At 63.6% G+C, this 22,511-nt stretch carries 21 protein-coding genes; 10 read left to right on the top strand and 11 right to left on the bottom strand.

Annotated features, from left to right (window positions below):
* Window positions 1-22: 22 nt before the first annotated feature.
* Both E0D86_RS06995 and E0D86_RS07000 read right to left on the bottom strand, forming a co-directional pair.
* Entirely contained in the window at window positions 23-223 is a 201-nt protein-coding gene (locus E0D86_RS06995) for a DUF1127 domain-containing protein (protein WP_131649294.1), read from the bottom strand.
* Between the two features lie 181 nt (window positions 224-404).
* Window positions 405-719, bottom strand: coding sequence for a putative quinol monooxygenase (locus E0D86_RS07000; RefSeq protein ID WP_131649295.1), 315 nt, complete (start codon window positions 717-719; stop codon window positions 405-407).
* Between the two features lie 165 nt (window positions 720-884).
* Between E0D86_RS07000 and E0D86_RS07005 the strand changes: the two genes are divergently transcribed.
* Window positions 885-1,469, top strand: coding sequence for an NAD(P)H-dependent oxidoreductase (locus E0D86_RS07005; protein ID WP_131649296.1), 585 nt, complete (start codon window positions 885-887; stop codon window positions 1,467-1,469).
* A gap of 63 nt (window positions 1,470-1,532) precedes the next feature.
* On the opposite strand, the gene E0D86_RS07010 is transcribed toward E0D86_RS07005, so the two are convergent.
* The 7 genes from E0D86_RS07010 to E0D86_RS07040 all read right to left on the bottom strand — a co-directional run bounded on the left by E0D86_RS07010 (window position 1,533) and on the right by E0D86_RS07040 (window position 11,020).
* Window positions 1,533-2,984 (bottom strand): NAD(P)(+) transhydrogenase (Re/Si-specific) subunit beta, encoded by a 1,452-nt coding sequence (locus E0D86_RS07010; RefSeq protein WP_131649297.1) that lies wholly within the window; start codon window positions 2,982-2,984, stop codon window positions 1,533-1,535.
* Window positions 2,981-3,313, bottom strand: coding sequence for an NAD(P) transhydrogenase subunit alpha (locus E0D86_RS07015; RefSeq protein WP_131649298.1), 333 nt, complete (start codon window positions 3,311-3,313; stop codon window positions 2,981-2,983). Before E0D86_RS07015 ends, E0D86_RS07010 begins: the two co-directional genes overlap by 4 nt.
* A gap of 12 nt (window positions 3,314-3,325) precedes the next feature.
* Window positions 3,326-4,447: a Re/Si-specific NAD(P)(+) transhydrogenase subunit alpha gene (locus tag E0D86_RS07020; protein ID WP_131649299.1), complete on the bottom strand. Its 1,122-nt coding sequence runs from the start codon at window positions 4,445-4,447 to the stop codon at window positions 3,326-3,328.
* A gap of 555 nt (window positions 4,448-5,002) precedes the next feature.
* Window positions 5,003-5,578, bottom strand: a complete 576-nt coding sequence (locus E0D86_RS07025; protein ID WP_165914212.1) for a type II secretion system protein N — start codon at window positions 5,576-5,578, stop codon at window positions 5,003-5,005.
* Window positions 5,485-8,259 carry a M66 family metalloprotease gene (locus tag E0D86_RS07030; RefSeq protein ID WP_131649301.1) on the bottom strand — a complete coding sequence of 925 codons (2,775 nt, stop codon included), beginning with the start codon at window positions 8,257-8,259 and terminating at the stop codon, window positions 5,485-5,487. Before E0D86_RS07030 ends, E0D86_RS07025 begins: the two co-directional genes overlap by 94 nt.
* A gap of 92 nt (window positions 8,260-8,351) precedes the next feature.
* Window positions 8,352-10,619, bottom strand: coding sequence for a type II secretion system secretin GspD (gene gspD, locus E0D86_RS07035; RefSeq protein ID WP_131649302.1), 2,268 nt, complete (start codon window positions 10,617-10,619; stop codon window positions 8,352-8,354).
* Window positions 10,616-11,020, bottom strand: coding sequence for a type II secretion system protein N (locus E0D86_RS07040; protein ID WP_165914213.1), 405 nt, complete (start codon window positions 11,018-11,020; stop codon window positions 10,616-10,618). Before E0D86_RS07040 ends, gspD begins: the two co-directional genes overlap by 4 nt.
* Window positions 11,021-11,291: 271 nt before the next feature.
* On the opposite strand from E0D86_RS07040, the gene gspE reads away from it, so the two are divergent.
* The 9 genes from gspE (at window position 11,292) to E0D86_RS07085 (ending at window position 18,903) form a co-directional block, all read left to right on the top strand.
* Entirely contained in the window at window positions 11,292-12,788 is a 1,497-nt protein-coding gene (gene gspE / locus E0D86_RS07045) for a type II secretion system ATPase GspE (protein WP_131649304.1), read from the top strand.
* A 93-nt stretch (window positions 12,789-12,881) separates the two neighbouring features.
* A complete protein-coding gene (gene xcpS / locus E0D86_RS07050; RefSeq protein ID WP_131649305.1) occupies window positions 12,882-14,096 on the top strand; it encodes a GspF family T2SS innner membrane protein variant XcpS in 1,215 nt (404 codons plus the stop codon).
* 5 nt (window positions 14,097-14,101) lie between these two features.
* Window positions 14,102-14,536, top strand: a complete 435-nt coding sequence (gene gspG / locus E0D86_RS07055) for a type II secretion system major pseudopilin GspG (RefSeq protein WP_131649306.1) — start codon at window positions 14,102-14,104, stop codon at window positions 14,534-14,536.
* 3 nt (window positions 14,537-14,539) lie between these two features.
* Window positions 14,540-15,115, top strand: a complete 576-nt coding sequence (gspH, locus tag E0D86_RS07060) for a type II secretion system minor pseudopilin GspH (RefSeq protein WP_131649307.1) — start codon at window positions 14,540-14,542, stop codon at window positions 15,113-15,115.
* Window positions 15,112-15,516 (top strand): type II secretion system minor pseudopilin GspI, encoded by a 405-nt coding sequence (gene gspI / locus E0D86_RS07065; protein ID WP_131649308.1) that lies wholly within the window; start codon window positions 15,112-15,114, stop codon window positions 15,514-15,516. The genes gspH and gspI overlap by 4 nt, the downstream gene beginning before the upstream one ends.
* On the top strand, window positions 15,516-16,220 hold the full coding sequence (gene gspJ / locus E0D86_RS07070; RefSeq protein ID WP_131650011.1) for a type II secretion system minor pseudopilin GspJ: 705 nt from the start codon (window positions 15,516-15,518) through the stop codon (window positions 16,218-16,220). Before gspI ends, gspJ begins: the two co-directional genes overlap by 1 nt.
* Entirely contained in the window at window positions 16,217-17,248 is a 1,032-nt protein-coding gene (gene gspK / locus E0D86_RS07075) for a type II secretion system minor pseudopilin GspK (RefSeq protein WP_131649309.1), read from the top strand. Before gspJ ends, gspK begins: the two co-directional genes overlap by 4 nt.
* 3 nt (window positions 17,249-17,251) lie before the next feature.
* Entirely contained in the window at window positions 17,252-18,394 is a 1,143-nt protein-coding gene (gene gspL / locus E0D86_RS07080) for a type II secretion system protein GspL (RefSeq protein WP_131649310.1), read from the top strand.
* Complete coding sequence (locus E0D86_RS07085; RefSeq protein WP_131649311.1) at window positions 18,391-18,903, top strand: type II secretion system protein M; 513 nt, start codon at window positions 18,391-18,393, stop codon at window positions 18,901-18,903. The genes gspL and E0D86_RS07085 overlap by 4 nt, the downstream gene beginning before the upstream one ends.
* A gap of 51 nt (window positions 18,904-18,954) precedes the next feature.
* On the opposite strand, the gene E0D86_RS07090 is transcribed toward E0D86_RS07085, so the two are convergent.
* Both E0D86_RS07090 and recG read right to left on the bottom strand, forming a co-directional pair.
* Window positions 18,955-20,358 (bottom strand): aminoacyl-tRNA deacylase and HDOD domain-containing protein, encoded by a 1,404-nt coding sequence (locus E0D86_RS07090; protein WP_131649312.1) that lies wholly within the window; start codon window positions 20,356-20,358, stop codon window positions 18,955-18,957.
* Between the two features lie 77 nt (window positions 20,359-20,435).
* A complete protein-coding gene (recG, locus tag E0D86_RS07095; RefSeq protein ID WP_131649313.1) occupies window positions 20,436-22,508 on the bottom strand; it encodes an ATP-dependent DNA helicase RecG in 2,073 nt (690 codons plus the stop codon).
* Window positions 22,509-22,511 lie beyond the last annotated feature (3 nt).

A 22,511-nucleotide genomic window follows, 5' to 3' on the forward strand; every position in this document is an offset into this window, starting at 1 on the left:
GTGTTATCAGAGAAGTGTGACGTTAACGCCAGAACGGCTTGCTCAGCTCGTCCATGCGCTCGCTGTGGCTGATGCCGACGTCGGATAGCTGGTGATCGTCCAGCGCTGCCAGATGGCGTCGGGTGCGCGCGCGTTGTTGCCAGAGCCGCAACAGTTGCAACAATCGGCGAAGCGGTGCCGTGCTAATACGGAGGGTGAGCATGCGGGGCAGTACGCGCTCCATGTGCCTCTCCTTCCCGCCGTTTCGCGGGGATGGGTTATGGGCAAATAGAGTCGCTTGCCGCGCTGTTGCGTAACAGTCACAGGCGTTGTGGATTGTGCCGGTCCAGTTGCGAGTGGAAGCGAACTGTATGGCTGGTATTCCAGCGGAACTGTTCGTCGAAACGGGACCTGCTTGGCCTGGTTCAGCCCGTAGCGGATGACGAGCTGATCATTTCGATCGGGCGTATCTCGAACTCACGCGTCAGGAAATCCATGCGCTGTTCGTGGAAGCGACGCATGTGCGGCAGCGCACTGTGCGCCTGGAGATGTTCGGACGATTGCCAGACCTCGTAGAAGATGAACAGCGTCGGGTCTTCGCTATCGCGCAGCATGTGGTATTCGATGCAGCCGTCTTCGGCCCGGCTCGCGGCGACGTAGCTGCTGAACAGCCCTTCGAACTCGTCGGCTTTTTCCGGTCGCGTGTAGGCGTGGAGGATGAAGGCACAGGTGTCGCTCATGAGTTTTACTCCGTAAGGGCAGTGGCTGGTTGCAAACGCTACCGCATGAGCCGACCAAGCATTCGTGATTTTCAGTCAATTCGTTTTTGTTGAAAAGGCTCTGTTTCGGCGGGTTAGTAATCGTTAGGCTGCTCGCCATTCGTAACTGATCAGGTCAACCTGTCTATGAAAAACGTATTGCTGCTCAATGGCGGAAAACAGTTCGCCCACTCGGATGGCCGCTACAACGCCACCCTTCACGAAACCGCGTTGAGCTTTCTTGATCGTGCCGGCTTCGACGTCAAGGAAACTCAGATCGATGCCGGCTATGACCTGGCCGAGGAAGTCGCCAAGTTTCTCTGGGCCGACGTGATCATCTACCAGATGCCCGGCTGGTGGATGGGCGCCCCCTGGACCGTGAAGAAGTACCTCGACGAGGTGTTCACCGAAGGGCATGGCAGTCTCTACGCCAACGACGGTCGCACGCGCTCCGATGCGTCGCAGAAGTATGGCAGCGGCGGTTTGTTGCAGGGCAAGCAGTACATGATCTCGGCGACCTGGAATGCACCGCAGCAGGCTTTCGACGACCCGACCGATTTCTTCGAAGGCAAGGGCGTCGATGCGGTGTATTTCCCTTTTCACAAGGCTAACGAGTTCCTCGGCATGAGCGGCCTGCCAACCTTTCTCTGCGTCGACGTGATGAAGCGGCCTTCGATCGAGGCCGACACCCTGCGCTACGAAGCGCATCTAGCGCAGGTCTTCGGTCTCTAACGTCTAGAAAAACAAAACCCCTCGCGGCGATGCCGAGAGGGGTTCTGGTGGCGCAGGGTGCGGTTATTCCACAGCTTTGACCATGTCCTCGACGACCTTCTTGGCATCGCCGAAGACCATCATGGTCTTGTCCATGTAGAACAGCTCGTTATCCAGACCGGCGTAACCGCTGGCCATGGAGCGCTTGTTGACGATGACCGTCTTGGCCTTGTACGCCTCCAGGATCGGCATGCCGGCGATGGGCGACTTGGGATCGTTTTTCGCCGCCGGGTTGACCACGTCGTTGGCGCCGAGCACCAGCACCACATCGGCCTGGCCGAATTCGGAGTTGATGTCGTCCATCTCGAACACCATCTCGTACGGCACTTCGGCCTCGGCCAGCAGCACGTTCATGTGCCCGGGCATGCGGCCGGCAACCGGGTGGATCGCGTACTTCACGGTCACGCCCATATGCGTCAGCTTTTCGGCCAGCTCCATCAGCGCATGCTGCGCGCGAGCCACCGCCAGGCCGTAGCCGGGGACGATGATCACGGTGTCGGCGTTCGACAGCAGGAAGGCAGCGTCATCGCTGGAGCCGGATTTGACCGGACGCTGCTCCTTGCTGCCCGTGGCCGGGCCGGCATCCGCGTCGCCGCCGAAGCCGCCGAGGATGACGTTGAAGAACGAACGGTTCATCGCCTTGCACATGATGTACGAGAGGATCGCGCCGCTCGAACCCACCAGGGAACCGGCAATGATCAGCATCGAGTTGTTCAGCGAGAAGCCGATACCGGCCGCCGCCCAGCCAGAGTAGCTGTTGAGCATCGAGACCACCACCGGCATGTCGGCGCCGCCGATGGGGATGATGATCAGCACGCCGATCACGAAGGCCAGCGCCACCAGAATCATGAACGCGGTGAAATTGCCGCTGAAGGTGTAGATCAGGCCCAGCACCAGAATCGCCACGCCGACGGCGAGGTTGATCTTGTGCTGGTTGGGGAACGACACCGGCGCGCCCTGGAACAGGCGGAACTTGTACTTGCCGGACAGCTTGCCGAAGGCGATCACCGAGCCGGAGAAGGTGATGGCGCCGATGGCTGCACCGAGGAACAGTTCCAGACGGTTACCGGCCGGGATCGGATAACCGATGGCCTGGACGATACCCAGCGACTGCGGCTCGAGCACCGCGGCGATAGCGATAAACACCGCGGCCAGCCCGATCATGCTGTGCATGAAGGCGACCAGCTCGGGCATCTTGGTCATTTCGACGCGCTTGGCCATCAGCGTACCGATGGTGCCGCCGATCAACAGGCCGAGGACGATGAAGCCCAGACCGCCCCAGGGGCTTGCGCTCTCGACCAGCTGATCGCCAAGCTTGAACACTAGGAAGACCGTAGTGACCACGGCGATGCCCATGCCGATCATGCCGAACAGGTTGCCGCGGCGCGAGGTGGTGGGGTGCGACAGGCCTTTAAGGGCCTGGATGAAACTCACCGAGGCGACGAGGTAGAGCAGGGTGATCAGGTTCATGCTCATGGCTTGACCTCCGCCTTGGTGCTGCCCGCAACGGAAGCGCGCTCTTTCTTCTTGAACATTTCCAGCATGCGGCGGGTGACCAGGAAGCCGCCGAATACGTTCACGGCAGCCAGGGTCACGGCCAGGGTGCCCATCAGCTTGCCCATCGGGGTGACGGTCAGAGCAGCGGCCAGCATGGCGCCAACGATGATGATCGCCGAAATGGCGTTGGTCACCGCCATCAGCGGCGTGTGCAGCGCGGGGGTGACGTTCCAGACCACGTGGTAGCCGACGTAGATCGCCAGCACAAAGATGATCAGGTTGTAGATGCCATCAGAAATCATGTCCATGTTCGGGCTCCCTTAACCGTTGGTCCGCACGACCTGGCCGTCGCGGCACATCAGGCACGCGGCGACGATGTCGTCTTCAAGATTGAGCTGGAACTTGGCTTCGCCATCGATCACCAGCTTGAGGAAGTCCAGCAGGTTGCGTGCGTATAGCGCCGAGGCATCCGCCGGCACGAGGGTCGCCAAGTTGGTGTAGCCAACCAGGGTCACGCCGTGCTTGACCACCACCTGATCGGCTTCGGTCAATGGACAGTTGCCGCCCTGAGAGGCGGCGAGGTCGATCACCACCGAGCCAGGCTTCATCTGCTGCACGGTTTCTTCCTGCAACAGCGTCGGCGCCTTGCGGCCCGGAATCAGCGCAGTGGTGATGATGATGTCGGCCTGCTTGGCGCGCTCGTGTACGGCCTGCGCCTGGCGTGCCATCCACGAAGCGGGCATCGGCCGGGCATAACCGCCGACACCTTCGGCGCACTCGCGCTCTTCATCGGTCTCGCACGGCACATCGACGAACTTGGCACCCAGCGACTCGATCTGCTCCTTCACTGCCGGACGCACGTCCGAGGCTTCGATCACTGCGCCCAGGCGCTTGGCCGTGGCGATGGCCTGCAGACCGGCGACGCCGGCACCGAGGATCAGCACCCGTGCGGCCTTCACCGTACCGGCGGCGGTCATCAGCATCGGCATGAAGCGCGGGTAGTGATGCGCGCCAACCAGCACCGCCTTGTAACCGGCAATGTTGGCCTGCGAAGACAGCACGTCGAGGCTCTGCGCGCGCGAGGTGCGCGGCGCGGCTTCCAGGGCGAACGCGGTGATGCCGCGTTCGGCCATGCGTGCGATGTTTTCATTGTCGAAGGGATTGAGCATGCCGACCAGAACCGTACCGGGCTGCATCTGCGCCAGTTCGGTATCGCTCGGTGCGTTTACCTTCAGCAGGATCTCTGCTGCGAACGCCGCAGCGGCATCGGCGATGGTTGCGCCTGCCGCTTCGTAGGCACTGTCCGGGACGCTGGCTTGTAAGCCTGCACCGCTCTGCACAGTGACCTGATGCCCTTGGCCGATCAGCTTCTTGACGGTTTCCGGTGTCGCGGCGACGCGCGTTTCACCGGGCCTGGTTTCGAGAGGAACACCAATGTGCATTGTTCTTGTTCTCCTGCTTGATCGTAACCAGCAGCTCAGCTCGGGAGCCGGTTATTGGCCGCTGGTGGTCTGTTCGTCCGGCCACTGCGTATGGCGGTCGGGCGTTCGTAACGGCTAACGGGCCCCTGCACTGCTGGTTGGGCCTGCTGCGGCGCAGCATTCTGCTATCGCCGAGAAAATCAAACAACTGTTTTAAATAAGCGATTGCTTTTGACGTAATGGTCAATGCATGACCATCAGTTCGTCGGGCACCGCTGCAGACGGCGCCACCCATGGCGTTACGGCTGACATGAGGTTGTAGCGCGGCGGCGCGGAAGGGCGAATCATGAATGACCCACCATTGACGCGGTATTCGTCATCGGTGCCGGGCATCTTCGACCGGGCGGAGGCGACGGTGTTCGCACGGCTTGCGATTAAAGTTCTGTCAGCGTTGCGCTGAAAGCGCAGCCGGCGAGATTGTCAGACTTTGCCGCTGAGCCCGTCGATGGTGCTTTCGTACTGCATTGCTATGCCGTTGTGCTTGGGTGTCACCGGGCGTTCGGACTGTTGCTGCGCTTACCTGAAGCAGACGCCAAGGCTTTGCAGTTCCTCGCGTTGTGCCTGATCGAAGCGCGCCAGAGCGTTGCACGCATCGGCGTAAGGGGCGGAGGCAGGTTCGAATGGCGTCGTGGCGATGGATGCCTGCGAAGGCAGAGGCAGCGATTCCGTCGCGCTTTGCGTGCGACCATGCAGGATCAATTGGAATGTACGGCCATCGCGTGCCAAGAGAACGCGGTCGTGAGCGATTGCCTGCAGCCGAAAACCGCCTGGTAGGAATTGGCCGATCCGTGCGGCCATGGGTTCCTGTCCCTGATTACTCACCAGTGCAGTGGAGCGGGCCATATCGGAACTGGCGAAAATGCCTAGAAGCTGTAGCTGCAAGGGAGCGTCGGCTGATGCAGTACCGATCATGGCCAGCATCGCCGCGGTACGGAAAAAAGCAGGGAAGAATGGCATCTGGTTGTCGGCCCGGTCGCTAGGCGACCGGGCCTTTTCACTCAGGGCTGGATAGCCAGCCGCAGCAGCGGCTGCAGGTTGCGGTTCTGCAGCAGCGGCAGCAGGAGGTTGTCGTTGCGACTGATGCCCTGCCACTTCTGGTTGCCACCATTGGTGCAGTTGTAGGTGATGAGCGTGCCACGGCCTTCGCTGAGGAAGCCGTTCTTCAGATCCAGGCAGCGGGACTCGCGCTTGACCTGCGGCAGCGCGGCGAGATTCCAGCTCTGTGCATCGGCATTGCTGTCGCATTCGCTCAAGCCGACTTCGCTGCTGCCGCCGCGGTCGGTGAGGCACAGATGCGGGTTCTGGGTATTGCGAATGCGGCCATTGGCGTCCGTCAGCCAGGTCTCGGCAGCCTCACCTTTGCACTGGGCTGCGGCGATAATGACTGGTGTGATCACGCCACCAACGCTCTCGGCCCGCAGGCAGTTGTTGTTCACCTTCATGGCTTGTGCCGGCGGCAACAGCGGGTCGCTGCGCAGGCCCAACTGCTCGATGAAGCCGAGCAGCGCCTTCTCCACTGCCGGATCAGCGGCCTTCAGCTGAGCCTGGTAGGCGTCCATCCAGCGGTTCAGGCGCAGGGCCTTCTGCTGCAGGCCGCGATAGCGCTCAAGCTGCGCGCGGGCCGGAGCGGAGAGTTCCGCCGCGTGTTGTGCATAGCTGTCGTAAAGCACCTTGGCCTGGCCGTTCAGGGTCGGTACCGCCTGGTTCTGCAATTTGAGCAGGGCCTGTTCCAGTTCGGGTAGTTCGATGCGACGCAGGGCCTGGTAGCCTGCCTCGCGACCGATGATGACCGGCGGTTCGATGGCAGGCAGATTCTGCGGGAAGCTGACTCGGTGCAGTTCCCGCGCCGTGCCGCCGGCTGCCTGGCAGTGCAGGCTGGCCTGCTGCGGGTTTTCATCAGCGGCCACTTGCACGTGCAGTTTATTGGCGTTGCCTTGCATGCGGTTGGGCGCCAGGGCGATGCGCTGGTTGCGTCCGCCGGCATAGTCGACGCTCAGCCAGCATTGGGCTGCCGTGGCGTCGGCGGTGGGTTGCGGCAGATCGAAGACGTTGCCCCAGTTGCTGCGCGCCGGTGGGTAGAGCAGGCCGACCCCGTTCACCGGGTCGTAGCCGCCGAGCAGGGTGAAGACAGTGATGCCCTGGCGGCGAGGTTTGGGGAAGTTGCCGGCGACGCCGTTGTACCAGACCTGGTTGGACGCCGGTTGCTTCGGCTGGAAGTTCTCCATCTTCCGGGTCGTTGCGTTCCACTTGCGGTAGCCGGTGGGCGAGCCAACGGCGAGCACGGCCTTGTCGAGCGACGGCTGGATTTTCAGGTGGGTGCTGTAGCCCGTGTAGTGGGTGTAGCGCGACAGGCTGCTGCCGGGCCAGCCACCGGACATGGAATCCCAGTTGTAGTTGTACTGTTTCTGGAACTGAGGCACCTCGGCGGGCTTGTACTTTGCCCAGTCCAGGTTGGCGCGCATGCGCTGGCGATGACCGATGTAGCCCCAGCCGCTGTCAGCGTGATGGCGGTCCCAGAGGTTCTTCGGTTCCACGTTCTGGCCCGGGTAGTGGCCCAGCCCATAATGGTGGCCGATTTCATGACTGAATTCGTTACCCACCGAGTCGATCAACGTGAGGATGCTGTTGCCGCCGCTCAGCCCGTGGTTGACCTGGCCGTTCTGATAGACGCCGCGCGCATGGTGCACCACCACGCTCTGGGTAACTTGTGGCTGCTGCTGGCTCTGCATGCTGGAGCTAGTGACGCCCCAGTTGGCCAGGTTGATGCCCACGCTGAAGGTGGACTTGGCGGTGTTCTCGCGCATGTCGCCGGCATAGACGCTGCCTTCGACGGCGCTGGCCGTGTCGTAGATGGTGCCGCTGGCGACCATCACCTTTTGCAGGATCACTTCGTCGTACTTGGCCACGATCAAGCGAGAGACGGGCACGGTCTGGAAGTAGTCGGTACCGGCCCGGGCCGGCTCCAGCAGCATGTAATGGCCGTTGCTGCGCGGCGGCTCGGTGAGCAGGCCCAGGCGCACATTGTTGATCACCAGTTCGGCCGGCGCGGCAATGTCGATCGCATCGCCGGCGAGCACGCCGTTGCGGCCACGATCGTCACTGATGGACAGGCTCATCCCCGGCTTGACCCAATCCCAGGGCAGCACGGCCGACCAGGCGCGCCGTGAATAGCGCACGTCGGGACGCGCGTCGCTGGCGTTGCGATCAGCTTCAGGCAGCTCGTCGGGATGGCGCAGGGTGACGGCGGGTTTGGTCTGGCCGTCGACCGTGACGCTCAGGGTCAGGCCGCGTACCTCGCCCTGGTCCGGATCGGGTGTGACCAGCAGCAGGGCTTCGCGTTCGCTGGTGAGCATGGGCATGTTCTTCGCGGCATTGCCCGAAGGGTCCACCGAATGGTTCTGGACGAACTGCACCATGGCGGGCAGGTTGCCGCTCAGGTCGTTACGCACGGCGCGTGGCTTGCCGCTGGCGTCGATGTCGTAGAAGCCCTCGGCACTGATTTCGTCGCGAACCGCGCCGCTGGGTTCGGGAAAGGCGGGCGCGGGCGCAGTGGTTTCCCCATCCGGCTGGGGTTGCGGATCGAGCGGCGGTACGACGGGCGGCTTCTCCGGCTCCGGCTCCGGCAGCGTCTCGTCCGGCTGCGGCTCTTCAGGAATACTGGTAGCCGGGGGCGTTTCGGTGTGGTTCGGTTTCTTGCTGCCGCCACCTTCATCGAGACAGCCGGACAAGGAGAGGGAAAGCAAAGCCAATAGCAACAAACGTTGATTTTTCATGCCGACACAAGCGAAGTGGAAAAATCCATTTTCAGCAATACGTCAACTTTTTGTCGGACGCTCTTCGCAAAATTCTCAGACTTTTCCGCTACTTAGCTGCCATCTTGACTGCGTGAGACGATGAAAGCGCCGTTTTTCGGCAGTTCTGGCGGAATAGTGTCAAGTGCCTGACGCGCAAGTTCTTTGCTTGGGTAATCGCCATAGGTCAGCGAATACCATGGTCCGCCCTGCCTCTGGCCTTGGAGCAACCGCAGTGGCTGTTCGGGATGGCGTTCGACCAACGCTCGCATCCGCTCGGAATTGCTGCCAGCGACCAGCTGAATAGTGTGGCTCTGGTGTGTTTCTGCGGGCTTGATGTCGATGATTGCCGGCGTGGGTGGCGCCAGTTGCAATGCCGGTTGTGGTGGTATCGCAAGCGCCCGAGGGGCTTCATCCGGTGCTGGCTGGGCGCGCAAGTCCAGCTCTGGCTGCGTGCCGCTTCGGTCGAAGAGCCTGCGCGGATCATCTGGCAGCGAACTGCCACTGAAGGCTTCGCTCCGGCTGAGGCCGTGCATCTCCTGGTATTTACCCAGGCTGAGGCTGCTCAACCCGGCGCCATCGCGGGTGACGCTTGGGCGCAGGAAGACCATCAGGTTGCGCTTGACCCGGCTATCGCGACTGGAGCGGAACAGCCGGCCCAGCAGAGGAATGTCCCCCAGCAGCGGCACTTTGCTCATGCTCTGGGTGACGTCGTCCTGGATCAGACCGCCCAGCACGATCACCTGGCCGTCGTCGGCGAGGATGGTGCTCTTTATGGAGCGCTTGTTGGTGATCACATCCGCCACCTGGATGCCGGTGGGGGCGTTTACCAGGGTCGAAATTTCCTGCTCGATCTCCAGGCGCAGGGTCGAGCCATCGTTGATGTGCGGGGTGATTTTCAGCGAGACGCCAATATCCTCGCGCTCGATGGTGGTGAAGGGGTTGCTGGCGCCGTCGCTGGTGGTGGTATAGGAGCCGGTCTGAAAGGGTACGTTCTGGCCGACCAGGATCTCCGCCGGCTGGTTGTCCAGGGTCAGCAGCGTCGGGGTGGATAGCAGGTTGCTTTTGCCGGTGGCCGACAGCGCCGTGATCAAGGCGCCGAAGTTGTCGTTGCCCACGCCCACGATGGCGCCGTTGGGCAGCGCGCCGGCCAGCCGACTCGGATCTTCCGAGCCGAGGGCGCCGAGCAGGGTACCGATGGATAGCCCGGTATTGCTGAAGTTTACGCCGCCGAGGCCGCCGTTTCGCCCGTCGATGGCCCACTGCACGCCCAGGGCTTCACTGACATCTCCGGACATCTCGATGATCGCCGCCTCCACCAGAACCTGGGCGCGCGGGACGTCCAGCTGGCGTACCAGGTCCTCCAGTGCGCCGAGCATGTCCGGCTCGGCGAGGATCACCAGGGCATTGAGGCTTTCGTCGGCGCGGATCATGACCTGGCGCGGTCGGGTGTTGCCGCTGGCATCCGGCTCGACCATGCTTTCGGCCAGTTCGCCGAGCGTGGTGGCGAGGTTCTTGGCATCGCCGTAACGCAGGCGGATCACCCGCGTGTTGGACGAGCGCGAGCTCGGTGTGTCGAGGGACTGGACCAGTTGTAGCAACCTGGCCCGGGCTTGTGGTGGGCCCAGCAGGATGAGCCGGTTGGCGCGGTGGTCGGCGATCACTTGGGTGGCGTCGGTCTGTCCGTGTTTCAACGACTCGCCAAGCACCTGTGCGGCATCGCGCACCCAGATATGGCGCAGCTCATAGATGCTGTAATCGCGCTGCTGGCGGCTATCGAGCTGACGCAGGACGTCTTCGATGCGGGCGATGTTGGCCGGCCGGTCGCTGACGATCAGGCTATTGGCCGAAGGCACAGCGGCAAGATGCCCATAACCGGCCACCAACGGGCGGATCAGCGCCGCCAGTTCGCCGACCGAGCCATGCTGCACCTGCAGCACGCGTGTCTCCAGGTTGCCGCCGCTGCCGGCTTCCGCCCTGGCCTCCACGTTGGGGACGATGGCGGTCTGCGCGCCCTGTGGCAGTACAGCGAAACCGTGAGTAGCCATCACCGAGAGGAATAGCTGATAAAGCTCGGCCAGGCTCAGAGGCTCTTGAGCGATCACCGTGACCTGGCCCTTGACCCGCGGATCGACGACGAAGGTCTGACCGCCGATGCTGGAAACCTGCTCGATGAAGTCACGGATGTCCGTGTCCCGCATATTGATCGTCCAGCGCTCCTCGCTGCTTTCGGCAGCCGGATTTGCCGCAATGACCAGCGACGGGATGCAGATGGATGCCAGGCAGCTGGCGGCGATCAGCCCCGTCAGCAGCACCTTGTTCGTTCGCCTGGTCAGGCTCATGGCCGTTGCTCTCCCGGGACGCGCCGCAGCCATACGCTTTCCAGCCGGCCGGCATGCGCCAGCTGCACGTGATCATGGTGGATGGCCGACAGCCTCATCCCGGGCATTACTTCGTCACCCTGAAGGAGGCGTCGAGGGCGATCGTTGTCCACAATGATCAAAGCACTGGAACGGCTCGGGTCGGAATGCACGAAGCTGGCGCGCAGCCGTAAACGTTGTTCGTTGGCGCGGGCAGACTCGCTCTTTGCACCGAACAGGCGATCCATTGCCGGGTTCATATCAACAGAATGGCGTTCGGGAATCGCGACAGGAGCGGGAATGAAGGCGGGTTGCGTCAGCCAGTCCCTTAATTCGAGAGCCTGCCAGGTGAAGCTGGCGATGGCTGCCAGTGCGATAGCCACCGGTGCTGCCCAGCGCAGAGCGGGCCATCTGTTGGTCGGTGGGTATCTATCGAACGCTCGGGACGACACTGCTGACTCCGCTGATTCCGTTGGCGACGGAGGCATGGCCGCCCCGTTCTAGGCGGCGCGAGGTTAAACAGAAGTTCCCCTACCCGCTCGGCGAGAATCCCGGACTGTGTGTGTTGTCACAGTTGGTATCGAGAATCGGACAGCATGCGATTTTTTCAGCAGAATTCTAGACTTTACCCAAGCTCCAATCAGGAAGTTTTCTATGTTGCCCCCGTCCGCCGAAGGTAATCTGCTCCCCGCGCGTCTGCCCTTCGCCTTCGCTCGGCGCCATGGTGTGATCCTGCTGGATCGTCCTGAAGGCCTGCGTTTATGCGTGCGCGAGGGGGCGCCGTTGACTGCGCTGCAGGAAGCTCAGCGCGTGGCCGGTGGGCCGTTGCCGATGCAATGGCTGACGCCAGAGGCGTTCGATCAGGCGCTCGGTGCCGCCTACCAGCACGACTCTTCGGCTGCGATGCTGATGGTCGAGGGGTTGGGCGATGAGATGGACCTGCACAGCTTGGCCGACCAGATTCAAGAAACTGAGGACCTGCTCGAACAGGAAGACGATGCGCCGATCATTCGTCTGATCAACGCCATTCTCGGTGAGGCGATCAAGGAAAACGCCTCGGATATCCACGTCGAAACCTTCGAGAAACGCTTGGTAATCCGCTTCCGCATCGACGGCATCCTCCGTGAAGTGGTGCAGCCCAAGCGCGAGTTGGCGGCATTGCTGGTGTCGCGGATCAAGGTCATGGCGCGGCTCGACATTGCCGAGAAGCGCATCCCCCAGGACGGCCGTATTTCCCTGCGCGTCGGTGGTCGCGAAGTGGACATTCGCGTCTCGACCCTGCCGTCGGCCAACGGCGAGCGGGTGGTGCTGCGTCTGCTCGACAAGCAAGCTGGGCGGCTGACGCTGCGCCATTTGGGCATGAGCGACCGGGACCGGCGGGTGATGGAGCAGGCGGTGCAGAAGCCGCACGGCATCATCCTAGTCACCGGTCCGACCGGCTCGGGTAAGACCACCACGCTTTATGCCAGCCTGGTCACGCTCAACGACCGCACGCGCAACATCCTCACCGTCGAGGATCCGATCGAATACAACCTCGAAGGCATCGGCCAGACCCAAGTCAACACCAAGGTCGACATGACCTTCGCTCGTGGGCTGCGCGCCATTCTGCGCCAAGACCCGGACGTGGTGATGGTCGGCGAGATTCGCGACCAGGAAACCGCGGACATGGCGGTGCAAGCGTCGCTGACCGGTCACCTGGTGCTCTCCACGCTGCACACCAACAGCGCCATTGGTGCGGTGACGCGCCTGGTGGACATGGGCGTGGAACCGTTCCTGATTTCCTCGTCGCTGCTCGGCGTGCTGGCCCAGCGCCTCGTGCGGGTGCTGTGTAATGACTGCAAACGCGCCTATGTCGCCGATGAAGCCGAATGTGCACTGTTCGGTATCGACCCGAGCGAGGCGCCGACGCTGTATCACGCCGAGGGTTGCGACGTCTGCCGGCAGCTGGGCTACCGTGGACGGACCGGCATCTACGAGCTGGTGATGTTCGATGACACCCTGCGCAGCATGATCCACACCCGCTTAGCCGAGCAGGACATGCTTCGTCACGCGCGTCGGCTGGGCCCGAGCATTCGCGAAGACGGGCTGCGCAAGGTGCGCGAAGGCGTGACCACCATTGAAGAAGTGTTGCGCGTGACACGTGAGGAGTGAGATGAACGCCATTGACCGGCAGGCGCCATACAGGCATGCAAGCGGATCGGATTTATGTGGAACCGATAGCCGGCTTGCCGGAGATCTTGTCTGATGGCCGCCTTCGAGTACCTGGCGCTCGACCCGCGCGGCCGCGAGCAGAAAGGCCTGATCGAGGCGGACAGCCCGCGTCAGGCACGGCAACTGTTGCGCGAGAAGCAATGGTCGCCGCTGGAGGTCAAGCAGGCCAAAGCCAAGGAAGACACCGGCGGCGGAGGGTTCGCCTTCGGCCGCGGTCTGTCCGCCCGCGATCTGGCCTTGGTGACTCGCCAGCTCGCCACCCTGGTCCAGGCTGCACTGCCTATCGAAGAGGCGCTGCGCGCGGCGGCGGCACAGGCGACTTCGCAGAAGATCAAATCGATGTTGCTGGCGGTCCGCGCGCGGGTGATGGAAGGGCATAGCCTGGCGGGATCGCTGCGCGAGTACCCCTCGGCATTTCCCGAGCTGTACCGCGCCACCGTCGCGGCCGGTGAGCATGCCGGGCATCTGGGGCTGGTGCTCGATCAGCTGGCCGACTACACCGACCAGCGCCAGCAATCGCGGCAGAAGATTCAGCTGGCGCTGTTGTATCCAGTGATCCTGCTGGTGGCCTCGCTGGCTATCGTAGTGTTGCTGCTGGGTTACGTGGTGCCCGATGTGGTCAAGGTCTTCGTCAACACCGGACAGGAACTACCGGCGCTGACTACCGGACTGATTGCCGTGAGCGAGGCAGTGCAGCGCTGGGGCTGGCTGATGTTCGTGGGGATCGTCGTGGCCGCGATCGGCATGCGTCAGGCGTTGCGCGACGAGAAGATCAAGCGCCGCTGGCACGCGGTGATCCTGCGCATTCCTCTGGTCGGGCGACTGGCGCGGGCGACCAACACCGCGCGTTTCGCCTCGACTTTGGCGATCCTCACCCGCAGCGGCGTGCCGTTGGTGGATGCGTTGGGCATTGCTGCGGCGGTCATCGCCAACCTGCGCATCCGCGACAAAGTTATCGAGGCGGCGCAGCGCGTGCGTGAAGGCGGCAGTCTGACCCGCGCGCTGGACGCGACTAACGAGTTTCCGCCGATGATGCTGCACATGATTGCCAGCGGCGAGAAATCCGGTGAGCTCGATCAGATGCTCGCCCGCACTGCGCGCAATCAGGAAAACGACCTGGCCGCGCAGATCTCGTTGCTGGTAGGTCTTTTCGAACCCTTCATGCTGGTATTCATGGGGGCCGTGGTGTTGGTGATCGTCCTGGCGATCCTGCTGCCGATCCTTTCTCTCAATCAACTGGTGGGCTAGTGAGCATGACGTTGAACGAACGCAAGCAGAGGGGCTTTACCCTCATCGAAATCATGGTGGTGGTGGTGATCCTCGGGATTCTCGCCGCGCTGGTGGTGCCACAGGTGATGAACCGTCCGGATCAGGCCAAGGTGACCGTGGCCAAGGGCGATATTAAGGCGATCAGCGCCGCCCTCGACATGTACAAGCTGGACAACTATTCCTACCCCAGCACCCAGCAGGGCCTCGATGCGCTGGTGGAAAAGCCGGGCGGCAATCCGCAGCCCAAGAACTGGAACCGCGACGGCTACCTCAAGCGTGTGCCGAAGGATCCTTGGGGCAACGACTACCAGTATCTGTCACCGGGCACCCAGGGCCAGTTCGACCTGTACTCCTACGGGGCCGACGGCAAGCAAGGCGGCTCCGACCTGAACGCGGACATCGGTAACTGGGACCTCTGATCCATGCATCGAGCGCGCCGGGAGGGCGGCTTTACGCTGATCGAGTTGCTGGTAGTGATCGTCATCCTCGGCGGCCTGGTGGGCCTGGCGGTGCTCTCGATCGGCGGTACCAACTCATCGCGCGAGATTCGCGACGAAGCGCAACGCCTGGCGACGCTGATCGGCCTGATGGCAGACGAGGCCGTGCTCGACAGCCGAGAGTACGGGCTGTTGTTCAGCCGCGACGGTTACCGAGTGATGCACTACGACGAGGCCGAAGCACGCTGGCTCGATGCCGGCGACGGCCAGGCGCACCGGGCGCCGGAGTGGATGCGTCTGGAACTCGAACTCGAAGGCTCGCCGCTAAAGTTGGTAGCACCGGTCAAGCGTGAGGATGATCCTATCGGCCTGTCCGATGACGAGGATCGTGAGCGCCGCCGCGCGCCGCGCGTGCAGCCGCAGTTGTTGATCCTGTCGAGCGGCGAGCTTTCGCCCTTCACCCTGACCTTCTCCGACGAAAGACCGGGCGGTACCGGCTGGACCGTGTCCAGCGATGGCTTTCGCATGCCCCGCGCCGAACCGCTGGAAGAGCGCCGATGAGCAACGGCCTGCCGCGAGCGCGGGGGTTCACCCTGCTGGAAGTACTGGTTGCACTAGCGATCTTCGCCATCGTCGCGGCAGTGGTACTGACCGCCGCCGGCCGCAGCGTGAGCAACGCCGGACGGCTGGAAGCGCTGACGCTGGCGGGCTGGATCGCCGATAACCGCCTCACCGAACTGCAACTGCAACAACCGGCCCCGAGCATCGGTCGCGAAGATCGACAGCTGGAATTCGGCGGCCGCCAGTGGCAGACCCTCAGTGAAGTGGAGACCAGCGGAACGCCCGGCCTGTTGCGCATCCGCGTCTGGGTGGCGGCCGCCGAATCGCGTCACGGCAATACCGGTTCGATAGAGAGGCGCGCCGTCACCAGCCTGACCGGCTTCGTCGGAGTCGATCAGTGATGCGTCGTGCCGTGGCGGGCTTCACTCTGCTCGAACTGTTGATCGCCATCGCGCTGTTCGCGCTGCTGGGGTTGGCGACCTATCGCATGCTCGAAGCCGTGTTGCGCAGCGATGAGGTGGTACGTGCTCAGGAAACCCAGCTGCGCCAGTTGGGTCGCGCCGTTTGGCGCCTCGAACAGGATCTGATACAGGCCGTGCCGCGACCGGTGCGCGATGGCTACGGTGACGAGCAGAATGCCCTGGTCGGTCAACTGTCGAGTTTCGAGGGCGGCGCCGCCCTGGAACTGACCCGCAGCGGTTGGCGCAATCCCACCGGGCTGCTTCGCTCGAATCTGCAACGGGTTCGCTGGCGCCTCAGTGGTGACAGCCTGGAACGGCTCTACTGGACCGTGCTCGACCGTGATCTGGACAGCGAACCGCGTGTGCAACGGGTGCTGGACGATGTCACCGAGCTGCGCCTGCGTTATCTCGACGCTGAAAACAGCTGGCACGAGGAATGGCCACCGTTCGACTTCGGCCGCGGCAATCCGGAAGAACAGGCGCGACGCTTGCCGGTTGCGGTGGAGGTCTCGTTCGACCATATGCGTTACGGCACCATCACCCGGCTGCTGCGCCTGCCCGATGGCCCAACGCCGGCGCCGCAATTCATCCAGCCGGACTCCCAGGGGGTTCCTGAACCTGACCCCGAAGGAGAGATGCAATGAAAGCCCAGCGCGGCGTCGCGCTGATTACCGTGCTGTTGGTGGTGGCCATCGTCACGGTGGTCTGTGCCGGCATGATCGCCCGCCAGCAACTGTCGATTCGCGGCACCGCCAACCAGGCGCAGGCGCGCCAGGCCTGGCACTACGGGTTGGGTGGCGAAGCCCTCGCGCAGTCGATATTGCGCCGCGATCTGCGCGCGTCCAGCGCCGGGACTGGCACAGGCACTGGAATCGATAATGGCACCGAAAATGGCAACGGCACCGGGCAGCCGTCCGTCGACCACCTACTCGAACCCTGGGCGTTGCCGCAGCCGGCTTACGACCTCGACGAAGGCCAGGGCCAGGTGCAGATCCGCATCGAGGACCTGGCGGGACGTTTCAACCTCAACAGCCTGGTGCAGGAGCAACAACACAATGCGGCCGCGCTGGCGCAGTTCCGCCGCCTACTGCTGCGCCTGCAAATCACCGAGCCCTATGCCGAACGGCTGCTGGACTGGCTCGATAGCGACCAGCAACCCAGCGGCGAGCTGGGCGCCGAGGACAATGCCTATCTGCTGCTCGACCCGCCCTACCGCACTGCCGGGAGTCGTATGGAGGACTTGTCCGAGTTGCGCTTGCTGCTCGACATGCGCGACGAAGACTTCCAGCGGTTGGCGCCCTATGTCACCGCGTTGCCGGCCGATACCCCGTTGAACGTCAACACCGCCAGCGCAATGGTGCTGTCGAGCCTCGCCGACAGCCTTAGCCTGAGTGCCGCCGAGGCGCTGGTCCAGGTGCGGCAGGCTGGCGGGTTTCGCGATGTTGCGAGTTTCACGGCGCAACCGGCGCTTGGCGGTGTCCAACTTGAGGGCATCCGTCTGGCGGTGGCGAGTCAATACTTCCAGGCCACTAGCGAAGTGCGGCTGGCCGATCGGCGGATGGCCCTGGTGAGCCGTCTGCGGCGCGAGGAAAACGGTGATGTCCGCGTCCTTCAGCGCAACCTGGGGCAGCCGCCACGACTGCCTCGTCAAACCAACGATGGAGAGCGATAGCTGATGGATTGCCTGTTTCTGCCCGCCGACTGCGGTGCCCGGCTCGCCACCGATACCCAGGTCTACTGGTTGCCGGGCGACGGCGAAGGCGGCTGGATGCCACTCGCCCAATGCGCCGAGCAGACGCCGGTCGCGGTGACGCTGGTGCTGCCGGCCGAGGCCTGCAGCTATTTCGCGGTCAATCTGCCGACGCGCAAGGCACGCTGGATCAGTCAGGCGCTGGCCTATGCGGTCGAAGAGCTGCTGGCTGAGAACGTCGACGATCTGCACCTGACCCACGGCGACGCGCTGGAAGATGGCCGCCGGCGGGTCATCGCGATTCGTCGGCAGCTGCTGGCCGATTGGCTGGAAGATTTACGGGCCCTGGGGCTGACCATCGTCGCCATTCACGTCGATGCCGATCTGCTGCCCCGTGACGATACCCAGCTGCTATTCATCGGCGAGCGTGCGCTACTGGGCGGCGCGCCGGAGGCGAGGCTGGCTTTCGAAAGCAGCCAGTGGCCGCATTTGGCCGCCCAATGCCCGGCACCTCGTCATGCGCATGGCAACCTTGCTGACGCACCCGAGCCGCTCGATGATTATCAGCACCTGGGCGATCCCTACCGCTTCCTCGCTTCGGGCCGTGCCGCCGCACTGAACCTGGCGCAGGGCGACTTCGCCATGCAGACCGCCGGCAGCGGGCTGGGGCAATGGAAGCCGGCGCTGATCGTACTCGCGCTGGTGCTCGCGGTGCAGCTGGTCTTCAACTTCGCGCAGGCCTGGTCGCTGGAGCGCCAGGCCGATCGTTACGCCGACGCCAGCCGAGCGCTTTACACCGAGCTGTTTCCTGAGGATCAGCGCATCGTCAACCTGCGTGCGCAGTTCGACGAACACATCGGTCAGAGCTCCGGCACCTCGGCCGAATTCATGCGTCTGCTCAACGAAGTAGCGCTGGCCATGGCTGAGGGCGTTCCAGTGTCGATCAGCCAGCTGGATTACAACCAGGCCCGCGGCGATCTGGCCCTGCAGGTTCGCGCCAGCGACTTTGCGGCGTTGGAGCAGTTGCGCCAGCGCCTGGGTGAAACCGGCGAGCCTGTCCAGCTGGGCTCGGCCAGCCGTGATGGCGACGCCGTCAGTGCCCGCGTGGTGATAGGAGGTCGGGGATGAACCTGAAACAACAGATGCAGGTGCGCCTGGCCGAGTCGCCCACGTGGTTGCGCTGGCAGCGCCTGCAACCGCGCGAACGCCTATCGCTGACGCTGCTCGGCTCTTTTCTGCTGGCGGTGCTGTTCTACCTGCTGCTCTGGCAACCGGCGCAACAGCGGGTGCACGACGCCCGAGATTATTTTCAGCAGGAGCGTGAATTGCACGCCTACCTGGAGCAGAACACCGAACTGGCGCGGCAGATGTCGCGCAGCAACCCGGTCTCGCTGGCGCCCGAACAGCTGCAGGGGCTGGTGACCCAGAGTGCACAGCAGAGCGGTCTGGTCATCGAGAGCTTCGACATCGGTAATGACGGTAGCCTGCAAGTGACCTTGCCCGGCGCGTCCTACGCCAGCCTGCTGCGCTGGTTCGATGAGTTGCAGGCCGCAGGCGCGGGGCTGGTGGAGGTCAGTATCAGCCAGGTCGGCGACGGGCTGGTGGATGCGCGGGCAAGTTTCCGCGCCGGCGGCTAGAGCTGCATCATCAGGGCAGCGCCATGAGCGGCGCTGCCTTTCATCGATCAATCAATGCGGCGGTTGCAGTTGCATCGCCAGGGCGCGCAAGGCGACTTCGGCGTCCAGCACCTTGTTCACCACATCGTTGGCCTTCTCGCGGCTTAGGCCGAGGCGATCGAACAGCTCTTGCGGAATTTCGCTGTAGGCGCCGGAGCCGATACCGCGATTGCGCAACAGGCGTATCGCCAGACAGACTAGATTGGCATGAGCGGCATGTTCGCCCTGGTAGAGCGGGTCGTGCTGGAAGCGCAGTGCGGTGGACAGCTCGTCCGGCATGCCCCAGTAGCGCATCAACCAGGCGCCGATCTGCTCGTGGGTGATACCCAGAAGGTGCTTTTCGATGACGCTGTGGCTCAGGTGCGGATTGACCTCCAGATGCCGGCAGATCAACGAGAAATGCGGCGGAAACACATGCGCCAGCACCAAATAGCCGAAGTTATGCAGCAGCCCGGCCAGATAGCTGATACCCGCCTCCGGACGCTGGACACGGGGAATCGCGCGGTTCAGTCCTTCGATCACCGCCGCGGTGTAAATCGCCTGTTGCCAGTAGGGTGTCGCCTGCTGCGGCTGATCCTTGGGCAGGCTCAGGGTCTTGCCCAGCGCCAGACCCAACGCCAGATTGATTACCAGATCGAAGCCGAGCACCCGCACGATGGCATCTTCCACCGAACGGATCTTGCCGGGCGCGGCGTAGTACGGCGAGGCGGCCCAGCTGACCACTTGTGCAGCCAGCGCCGGGTCGGTCTCGACCACGCCAGTGATGTCATCCACCGTGGCGTCGGGATCGACGCGCAGCTTGATGATCTTCTGTGCCGTTTGCGCCAAGGGTGGAATTTCGATGGTTTCTTCCAGACGCTTTTGGATGCGCCGGGCTGTGAAGCTTTGCACCGCCTGGGTGATTTCCGCGCTGTCTTGTTCGGGGCGGTCGAGGTTGAGACGGATCTCGCTCAGCGGCACGGCGAACCGGCCTGCGCTGGCCTTGCTGAGCAGCTGCTTGAAGTCGCCGCTTGACAGCGCCAGGAGCAACCCGGGCTGTCCCGACTCGATCATTAGCTCCGGCTGCTCCAGCAGTCGTTCCTCGTACAGGCAGGGCGAACTGGTCAGCGGCGGCAGGCCAGGCAATACCTGCAGATCGTGCTTGGACAGCATGCGGGTCAACCGCTCGGGTTTGACCGCGACCAATTGGCGCCCGGTCAGCTCCACCAGCCTCGGCAGATCGAGCAAATGATCGCGGGGGTAGAGCACCAGCAACGCGCCGATGGCGTCGTCGACCAATATGGCCTGCACGCGCCGAGCCGGGTCCAGATCGGAGCGGTCCTCACAGGTGCGGTAAGGCAACGCCAGCTTGTCGAGAAGCTGGATGATCATTGGCGGAAGCGAGATTTGTGTTGTTGTGTCGACAGCCGAGTTCATGAGCAAGTGATCCGTCTTATTCCCATGCGGCGCAGTATAGCCTTAGGTTTAGTGCGGTTTGGGTTTACCGACGAGCGTCAGACTTGCCCGTATTGCTGGCCGTGGCGCAACCAGCGCTCAAGCAGTGGGCTGACGTGCTGCGGCCAGCGCGCCAGCAGGGCCTGCGCGGCGTCACGCACGGCGGGTAACAAATCGGCGTCGCGCATCAGGTCGGCGACCTTGAATTGCAGCAGGCCGGTCTGGCGGGTGCCGAGCATTTCGCCGGGGCCGCGCAGCTCCAGGTCCCGTTCGGCAATGACGAAACCGTCGTTGGTGTCGCGCATGATCGCCAGCCGCTGACGACCGATCTGCGACAGCGGTGGATGATAGAGCAGCACGCAATGGCTGGCGGCGCTGCCGCGCCCGACTCGGCCCCGCAGCTGGTGCAGCTGGGCGAGGCCCAGGCGCTCGGGGTTCTCGATGATCATCAGGCTGGCGTTGGGCACGTCGACGCCGACCTCGATTACCGTGGTGGCGACCAGCAGTTGCAGCCGGCCCTCCTTGAATTCGTGCATCACCGCAGCCTTTTCCGCTGGCTTCATACGGCCATGGATCAGCCCGACGTTGAGCCCGCCCAGCGCCGCTGATAGGTCTTCGAAGGTGGTTTCGGCGGCCTGACAGGTGAGTTCCTCCGATTCTTCGATCAGGGTGCAGACCCAATACGCCTGGCGGCCCTCGTTGCAGGCGGCGCGCACCCGTTCGATGACTTCCAGACGGCGGCTGTCGGCGATCACCAGGGTGTTGACGGGCGTGCGGCCCGGCGGCAGTTCGTCAAGGATCGAGGTATCCAGGTCGGCGTAGGCGCTCATCGCCAGGGTGCGCGGGATGGGCGTGGCGGTCATGATCAGCTGATGCGGGCAGAGCCGGCCGTCGATGCCCTTCTGCCGTAGCGCCAAGCGCTGCTGCACGCCGAAGCGGTGCTGCTCGTCGATGATCACCAGCGCTAGCTTGCGAAAGCGCACCTCGTCCTGGAACAGCGCATGGGTGCCGACCACCATCGGGCAGCCACTGGCGATCTGTTCCAATGCAGCAACGCGGGCCTTGCCCTTGAGCTTGCCGGCCAGCCAGGCGACCTCGATGCCCAGGGGGTCGAGCCATTTGCAGAAGGTGATGAAGTGCTGCTCGGCAAGAATCTCGGTGGGCGCCATCAGCGCCACCTGATAGCCAGCTTCCAGCGCCTGTAGTGCGGCCAGCGCGGCGACCACCGTCTTGCCGGCACCGACGTCGCCCTGCACCAGGCGCAGCATGGGTTCGTCCTGGGCCAGGTCATAGGCGATCTCGGCACCAACGCGCTGCTGCGCGCCGGTGGGTTGGAAGCCGAGGTTGTTCAGATAGCGCTGCGGCAGGGTTCGTGCCGGTGGCAGCTGCGGTGCCTGTTGCGCGCGCACGCTTTCGCGCAGGCGTTGCAGCGATAACTGATGGGTCAGCAGTTCCTCGAAGGCCAGGCGATGCTGGGCCCAGTGGCGGCCCTCGGCGAGCTCTTCCAGATCGGCATCCGGCGGCGGTCGATGCAGGTAGCGGATGGCCTCGTCGAGCTTCGCCAATCGGTAGTCGCGCGACAGCTCTTCGGGCAGCCAGTCGGGCAGACTGTGCGGGCCGAGACGGGTCAGCGCTTGTTCGCTGAGGTTGCGCAGGCGCTGCTGAGTCAGGCCTTCGGTGGTCGGGTAGATGGGCGTCAGCGTCTGCTCGACCGGCGCTGGCTCGCTGGTCAAAGCACGGTATTCGGGGTGGTAGATTTCCAGTCCCGAGGCGCCGGGACGGGCTTCGCCATAGCAGCGCAGCTGAGTGCCGCGCTTCATGGCTTCCTTCTGGGCGTTACTGAAATGATAGAAGCGCAGACTCAGCGTGCCGCTGCCGTCCTGTAGGCGCACCAGTAGGCTGCGCCGACGGCCCATGACGATGTCGGCGCCGGTCACCACACCTTCGATCACCGCGTCCTGACCGGGGCGCAGCGCACCGATGGGCACCACGCGGGTGCGATCCTGATAGCGCAGCGGCAGGTGAAAGAGCACGTCCTGCAGGGTTTCCAGGCCGACTTTGGCGAGCTTTTCGGCCAGCGCCGCGCCGACGCCCTTGAGCGCCGTGACCGGGACGGTCGCAAGCTCGCTCATGGG

The organism is Pseudomonas sp. IC_126 (assembly GCF_004331835.1).
Classification (GTDB): domain Bacteria; phylum Pseudomonadota; class Gammaproteobacteria; order Pseudomonadales; family Pseudomonadaceae; genus Stutzerimonas.

What these genes read in the sequence shown, in the direction of transcription:
- E0D86_RS07020 (WP_131649299.1), bottom strand. Translation starts at nt 4,447, where the DNA reads ATGCACATTGGTGTTCCTCTCGAAACCAGGCCCGGTGAAACGCGCGTC.
- E0D86_RS07085 (WP_131649311.1), top strand. Translation starts at nt 18,391, where the DNA reads ATGAACCTGAAACAACAGATGCAGGTGCGCCTGGCCGAGTCGCCCACG.
- gspK (WP_131649309.1), top strand. Translation starts at nt 16,217, where the DNA reads ATGAAAGCCCAGCGCGGCGTCGCGCTGATTACCGTGCTGTTGGTGGTG.
- gspD (WP_131649302.1), bottom strand. Translation starts at nt 10,619, where the DNA reads ATGAGCCTGACCAGGCGAACGAACAAGGTGCTGCTGACGGGGCTGATC.
- E0D86_RS07010 (WP_131649297.1), bottom strand. Translation starts at nt 2,984, where the DNA reads ATGAGCATGAACCTGATCACCCTGCTCTACCTCGTCGCCTCGGTGAGT.
- E0D86_RS07015 (WP_131649298.1), bottom strand. Translation starts at nt 3,313, where the DNA reads ATGGACATGATTTCTGATGGCATCTACAACCTGATCATCTTTGTGCTG.
- gspE (WP_131649304.1), top strand. Translation starts at nt 11,292, where the DNA reads ATGTTGCCCCCGTCCGCCGAAGGTAATCTGCTCCCCGCGCGTCTGCCC.
- recG (WP_131649313.1), bottom strand. Translation starts at nt 22,508, where the DNA reads ATGAGCGAGCTTGCGACCGTCCCGGTCACGGCGCTCAAGGGCGTCGGC.
- E0D86_RS07030 (WP_131649301.1), bottom strand. Translation starts at nt 8,259, where the DNA reads ATGAAAAATCAACGTTTGTTGCTATTGGCTTTGCTTTCCCTCTCCTTG.
- E0D86_RS07005 (WP_131649296.1), top strand. Translation starts at nt 885, where the DNA reads ATGAAAAACGTATTGCTGCTCAATGGCGGAAAACAGTTCGCCCACTCG.
- gspL (WP_131649310.1), top strand. Translation starts at nt 17,252, where the DNA reads ATGGATTGCCTGTTTCTGCCCGCCGACTGCGGTGCCCGGCTCGCCACC.
- E0D86_RS06995 (WP_131649294.1), bottom strand. Translation starts at nt 223, where the DNA reads ATGGAGCGCGTACTGCCCCGCATGCTCACCCTCCGTATTAGCACGGCA.
- xcpS (WP_131649305.1), top strand. Translation starts at nt 12,882, where the DNA reads ATGGCCGCCTTCGAGTACCTGGCGCTCGACCCGCGCGGCCGCGAGCAG.
- E0D86_RS07000 (WP_131649295.1), bottom strand. Translation starts at nt 719, where the DNA reads ATGAGCGACACCTGTGCCTTCATCCTCCACGCCTACACGCGACCGGAA.
- gspJ (WP_131650011.1), top strand. Translation starts at nt 15,516, where the DNA reads ATGCGTCGTGCCGTGGCGGGCTTCACTCTGCTCGAACTGTTGATCGCC.
- gspG (WP_131649306.1), top strand. Translation starts at nt 14,102, where the DNA reads ATGACGTTGAACGAACGCAAGCAGAGGGGCTTTACCCTCATCGAAATC.
- gspH (WP_131649307.1), top strand. Translation starts at nt 14,540, where the DNA reads ATGCATCGAGCGCGCCGGGAGGGCGGCTTTACGCTGATCGAGTTGCTG.
- gspI (WP_131649308.1), top strand. Translation starts at nt 15,112, where the DNA reads ATGAGCAACGGCCTGCCGCGAGCGCGGGGGTTCACCCTGCTGGAAGTA.
- E0D86_RS07090 (WP_131649312.1), bottom strand. Translation starts at nt 20,358, where the DNA reads ATGAACTCGGCTGTCGACACAACAACACAAATCTCGCTTCCGCCAATG.